The following is a 5,258-nucleotide window of genomic DNA, read 5'->3' on the forward strand; positions in this document are numbered from 1 at the left end:
CGAGTGACTTAACTAGTACTTTTGCCGTCAAATCGACGGCAAAACCCCTACCGGGACTCGTAGACATACCCACGCGCATCCCGGGGGTTCGGCCGCCGCTCGACGAATCCGTCCTCCCGAAGCGTCGACAGACACTTCCCCACCGTCCGATCAGCGACCGGCACCGACTCGTTGATCTCCTTTCGGGGCACCGGCCCCTCCTCACGCACCACCTGCAGGACGAGAACGTCCGACGCCGACAACCCATCCTCATCCACGCTAGACCACCTCCCCGTTATCGAAGTGTTCCACGTAGGGCGTCCCACACTCACAGACATCCACGCGACCCCGGTCCGTCGCGACGTCGACGCGACCACGAGGCGAGTCACAAGCAGGGCACGTCCCGGGAACCGGGCAGCCCGTGTGCTCGACTGCGTTCTCCGTGCCCGTGATGCGGTCGCCGCAGCCGACGCACTCGTAGACCGTATTCCCGAACCCACCCTCGCCCGGCTGGAACTCCAGCGAGTCCGGAACGTTCCGCGTCTCCGGCGTCATAGGTTGATGCCCTCCGCGGCCTTGTGACCCACGAGGTAGTCGTCGCGGCCGTGGAACGCTGTCCGGCCGCCGTACACCGTCATCCCGTCGCTCCCATACTGGGGGTCGAGGCGGCAGCACCGCGGACACCGGTACTCGGGGTTCGCGAGGTCCGCACCAAGGCAGACCGCGGGCAGCGAGTGGCGGGTGCAGCGCCGCCAGTCGTGCTCGCGTTCCACGGGGGTGTTGCGGAGGCGACGCCACGCGACTCGCAGGCTTTCGAGTGGCCCGAGGTTCGGGCTGTTATTCATCGTTACCCCCCAGTCACTCTCCTCGCGACCATCTCCGCGGTCGAAGTCCTCACTCGCCACTGGCCTCACCTCCGTCGGTCGCGGCGACCTCGTCGACGACGCCGTTCATCCACTCCATCTGCGGCCCCATCCCGCCCGCGGCCGTCGGCTCCTCTTGGAACGGGAACGACACCGAAAGGCCAGCCGGCGCATCGAGGCGGTCGAAGACGCCGCGCGCTTCGAGCTTCTCGCGGTACCGCTTGCCGACGCACACCTCAAGCTCGACGTCCCTCGGGTCCACGCCGTCGATGGCCTCGTGCAGCCAGCGCGTGAGGCCGTTGTAGACGGACAGCGCCCAGTGGTCGAGACGGTCCTCGACGGGCTCGCCGGACGGGAGGCGCTGGTCGGAGTCGACGGGGATGCCGCGGAGGTCCTTGGGCACGCGCTCGTAGTAGTCGATCTCCTCGTCGGGATGGAGGACGGCGTGCTCGGCCGAGAGGATGCGCCAGTCGTCACCGACGACCGACCCGTAGCGTTCCTTCACCGTCCAGTAGCCCCGAGCGTACAGGTCGCGCGCCGGCACCGGCTGGTCGACGTTGTGCTTGCTCCCGGAGCACCCCATGAGCGCGAGCCGGAGCGGGTCGCGGTCGCGGTACTCCCGGAGCGCCTCGGCCGCGTTGTGCGCGTAGCTCATCGCGTAGCTCGCGCCGGGGAGTGGCGGGTCGATGAACCCACGCTCGATGCTCGTGACCCGTTCGAGGGCGTCGGCGGTGTCGTCAGCCGCCGTCGCCAGCGCCGCCGGAAACACGTCGGGAACGTGGACGTCGGCGAGCACGTCCGACAGGAGCGCGTAGAGGTCGCGGTCGTCGGCTTCGACGACGATCTGGGACGCTCCCGAGACCGAAGCCCAGTGTCCTCGACGACTCGAAGCGAGCCGTCGGGACGCTCGCGCTCTATCGGCGTCGGAACGTGCGGGTCCTCACTCGCCATCGTTCTCAGCCTCCTTGAGTCGCTGTCCGCAGCTGCGGCAGACAGGAAGGTCCGCGTCGTAGTAGTCGACGATACGCGGCGTGCCGACGAACCCGCAGCCCTCGCACTCGTAGAACTCCTCTTCGGGAACGACGTCGTGGCGAAGGCAGTACGGACAGCCGATGCACTCCTCGGGGTTCGCGTCGAAGGTGTCCTCACACCAGATGCAGCGATAGGTTACACGGCCGACTTCCTCGCCGTCCTCAGTAGTGTTGTCACTCATAACGTGGTCACCGAATTGCCGTCGTCTCCGACTGCTTCGCCAAATCCGCCCCACACTCACTGCAGCGGTAGCAGACCTCGGACTCCCCACCACAACTGTCACAGCGGTACGTCGCCACTATCGACCACCCCGGTCTGCGGGAGTTCCACCGTCGCTGATGTCGCAGCCGCACCCATCACAGATCAGGCAGTCCCCGACCTGCGACTCGTCAAGATCCTCACGGTGCTCATCGTCGATGTCCACCGTGTACGCGCAGTCCGGGCAGTAGATCTGGGCCGGACTCGGGGCGTGGTCGATCACCGCCGCCGGCAGCCCGTCGTCGGTCATGCCGACTCACCTCCCTCGACGACGCCGTTGTACCAGTCTGCGTCAACCCACTCCAGGAAGCACACGTCACAGAAGTAGTACTCCGTGCCGTGCTCAAGGTCGTTGAATGACTCCGGCGTCGACTCTGGGAGCGGACTATACGCCACCATCCCCTCGGTCTCCGGCGCACATGCCGGACAGCCCAGCGAAGCGTCGGTCACACCTCACCACCCCGCTGTTTCGGCGCCGCCGCAAGCGGCGCCTGCTCCAACCGAGGGCCGAACGCAACCTGCTCGCCCGGCTCATCCACGCCGCCACTCCAGGCGAGCACCGCGTCCGCCCACCACCACTCCCGTCTCAGACGCTCGATGCCCGGCGGCCACACGAACGCGGCGCCGAGCTCCGTTTCGGCGTCGACAACATCCTCGGTCGCGACCTCGAGGGCAACATCGAACACTGCGCTGACGCCGTCGTCGCTGTCGGGGCTAAGCGAGAGTTCGTAGGTGGTGCCGTCGACGGTCGTCCAGGGGAGCGCTGCAAGAATGTCGCGATGCGTTCGCAGCGACCGCGTCGAGACATCCGCCGCCTCGGCGAGCGCCGCCTGATCGAGCGGCTCGTCGGTGGCGAGGAGTGCGTGGATGGCCTTCGACACCGTCGGCGCCCCACTCGGGAGGATGCGATCGGCGTCGAGCTGGGAGAGCGCGTACCGGAGATCCGCGGTGTTGACCCTGCGGCCCGGCGCCTTCGACTCTCCAGCGAGTTGGTGGAGCGCCTTGGCGGCATCATACGGCGTCCCCGTCAGCGCATCGAGGACGGAGACCGCCGTCCGGGTCAGGGAGAGGTCTTTGCCGGCGAGGACGTGCTGGGCGGCCGTCGCGACCCCAGACCGAGTGCTCCCCGACTGGACGGTAACCGGCACCTGGAACTCGGGCGCATCCTCGACGACCTCGCCCGGACGCTGAAGGGCGTCCTCAAGGTCCTCCTGGAAGGATTCGACGCCGGGACCAACCAGCGTGAACCCACCGATGAGACTGCCGTACGGGCCCTCAGCGTCGACGTCCGGATGGAGCGCAGCCCGCTGCTTGTCCTCGCGGGATTCGAGGAGCTGGCGGTACGCCGCGAAGTGCCCGTACCGGGACTGGATCGCAGCGCCGATAGAGAGCGTCCGGGCGAGATCCCCGCGGTCGCTGTCGTCGAACTGCCGGAACCGAGGGAGACGGACCTCCCGCGTGACGGTGATGCCGGCGACGTCGAGGAGGTGGACGATGCTGCCGGCGAGCCCGAGCGCACTCCGCAGAATCTCCCCGCGGAACCGATTCTCGTCGTCGTACTCGCCGTGGGAGAGCCTCCGCGTCAACTCCGCGAGGTCGCTCGCCCACTCCTGCAGCCGCTCAACGAGCACCCCTGAATCGTCCTCGGCCTCTGCGGTGACACCGCCGACGCAGCGGGCTTGCCGGAGGATGATGCCACCCGGGTCCGTGTCCTCGAGGACGTCCGGTGTGAGAGCTTGGGTCCAGGTGCGGTGGTCGGCTAACGCCAGCGCAGTACACACCCAGTACTGCAGGGGGTTGTCGTACTCCGCAGACACCACCAGGCGGTCGCGGTCGTGGTCGTAGCTCCAGCCGCGGCCACCGCGGTCGTCGCGGGGTTCCACGGGGTAATCCAGCAGGCCAACCCCGCCATCCGGGGCGGTCGCGGCGGCTGCAGCGTGCTCCCACCGCTGGAGGTAGGTAGTCTCGTGGTGGTCGGCCAGCCGACGCCCGCGGGGGCGGCCCTCACGTGCGGGCGGGGTTACACGGCTATCGGAAACGGAGTTTCCGGTCTCGCTAACGCCGCCAGTTACGGTCTCTTCGAGAGTGGCTTGCTGGCCGACGTCGGCGTCGAGCGCCTCGAGGACGCGGGTTCCTGCATTGAGGAGGTCGACGTGCGTCTGGTCGCCAGCCTGGTGGGTCGCAACGAGGCCGCACTCGGACAGCGTGGAGATGCACTGGCGGACGCGACTCTCGGAGACCTCGTAGCTCGCGTACAGCTCGTGGTACGACAAGGTCTCGGCGGGCTCCTCGGCGAGCTGGCGGAGGATCTGGACGGGGCGGCCGTCGGGGTCGAGGCTGGTGGCCGCGGTCTCGACGTCCTCCGTAGTGGGTGGTTGTGCGAGGGGTGCGATGTCGCTCCGGCTAACGGGGAGGTCGTCGCGGTGCTCGTGGTAGAGCTTGAGCTGGACTCTCCCTGAGGCGACGATGCGGACGTCGACGCCTTGGGCGAGTTCGGCGAGGTACCGGCAGATGGGGTCGCGTTGGCTGCGGCGGACGTTCGAGAGGAACTCGTCCTCGAGGCGCACGGTGACCGTCGGCGCCGGCTCGTCGTTGAGTGCGAGTAACCGTGGGACTGCGAGGGCGTCCTCGGCGTCGTGGCGTCCAGATGCGAGGCCGTGGAGCGTCCGGAGGAGCGACTGGACGGCCCCTTGTTTCAACTCCGCACGTGGGTACTCGCGGACGGCACTGACGACGGCGTCGGCGAGGAACTCCTGGTGGTGGGTGATGCCGGCGTCGAGGAGGGTGTCGCGGAACGCTAACGCAGTCTCCCCCGCGGCGGCGTCGTGGACGGTCGCGACGAGCGCGTCCTGCAGCCCGGGGGTCGTCGTGATCGTGCGGGCGACCTGCGTGGGCGTGGTGTCCTCGTCGAGGACGAGCGTGGTGGCGGGCGCGGCGGGCGTCTGCCGGGTGAGGGTGAGGCCCGGCGACGTCACGCCGAGACACCTCCGGTCGGCGCGGCCGCTGCAGGAGTTTGTATTGCAGGATGCGGTTCACGAACCCCGGGCTTAGAGGCCGAAAACGGAGTTCCAGACGGGCTGCTGCCCGTTTGGACTATGTAAGAACTTTGAGTAGTCCATCCTGGAT

The 5,258-nt window shown here is 68.1% G+C and carries 8 protein-coding genes; all 8 read right to left on the bottom strand.

What is annotated here, in order from left to right:
• Positions 1–47: 47 nt before the first annotated feature.
• A complete protein-coding gene (locus GJ634_RS13930; protein WP_197425539.1) occupies positions 48–257 on the bottom strand; it encodes a MarR family transcriptional regulator in 210 nt (69 codons plus the stop codon).
• A 1-nt stretch (position 258) separates the two neighbouring features.
• Positions 259–534 (bottom strand): hypothetical protein, encoded by a 276-nt coding sequence (locus GJ634_RS13935; protein WP_157503474.1) that lies wholly within the window; start codon positions 532–534, stop codon positions 259–261.
• Positions 531–884 carry a hypothetical protein gene (locus tag GJ634_RS13940; RefSeq protein WP_157503475.1) on the bottom strand — a complete coding sequence of 118 codons (354 nt, stop codon included), beginning with the start codon at positions 882–884 and terminating at the stop codon, positions 531–533. Before GJ634_RS13940 ends, GJ634_RS13935 begins: the two co-directional genes overlap by 4 nt.
• Positions 874–1,638 carry a DUF6884 domain-containing protein gene (locus GJ634_RS13945; RefSeq protein ID WP_197425540.1) on the bottom strand — a complete coding sequence of 255 codons (765 nt, stop codon included), beginning with the start codon at positions 1,636–1,638 and terminating at the stop codon, positions 874–876. The genes GJ634_RS13940 and GJ634_RS13945 overlap by 11 nt, the downstream gene beginning before the upstream one ends.
• A 144-nt stretch (positions 1,639–1,782) precedes the next feature.
• Positions 1,783–2,055, bottom strand: coding sequence for a hypothetical protein (locus tag GJ634_RS13950; protein ID WP_157503476.1), 273 nt, complete (start codon positions 2,053–2,055; stop codon positions 1,783–1,785).
• A gap of 117 nt (positions 2,056–2,172) precedes the next feature.
• Positions 2,173–2,382, bottom strand: coding sequence for a hypothetical protein (locus GJ634_RS13955; RefSeq protein WP_157503477.1), 210 nt, complete (start codon positions 2,380–2,382; stop codon positions 2,173–2,175).
• On the bottom strand, positions 2,379–2,582 hold the full coding sequence (locus tag GJ634_RS13960; RefSeq protein ID WP_157503478.1) for a hypothetical protein: 204 nt from the start codon (positions 2,580–2,582) through the stop codon (positions 2,379–2,381). The genes GJ634_RS13955 and GJ634_RS13960 overlap by 4 nt, the downstream gene beginning before the upstream one ends.
• Positions 2,579–5,107, bottom strand: coding sequence for a hypothetical protein (locus tag GJ634_RS13965; RefSeq protein WP_157503479.1), 2,529 nt, complete (start codon positions 5,105–5,107; stop codon positions 2,579–2,581). Before GJ634_RS13965 ends, GJ634_RS13960 begins: the two co-directional genes overlap by 4 nt.
• Positions 5,108–5,258: the final 151 nt, after the last annotated feature.

This window comes from Halobacterium sp. CBA1126 (assembly GCF_009741975.1).
GTDB lineage: Archaea > Halobacteriota > Halobacteria > Halobacteriales > Halobacteriaceae > Halobacterium.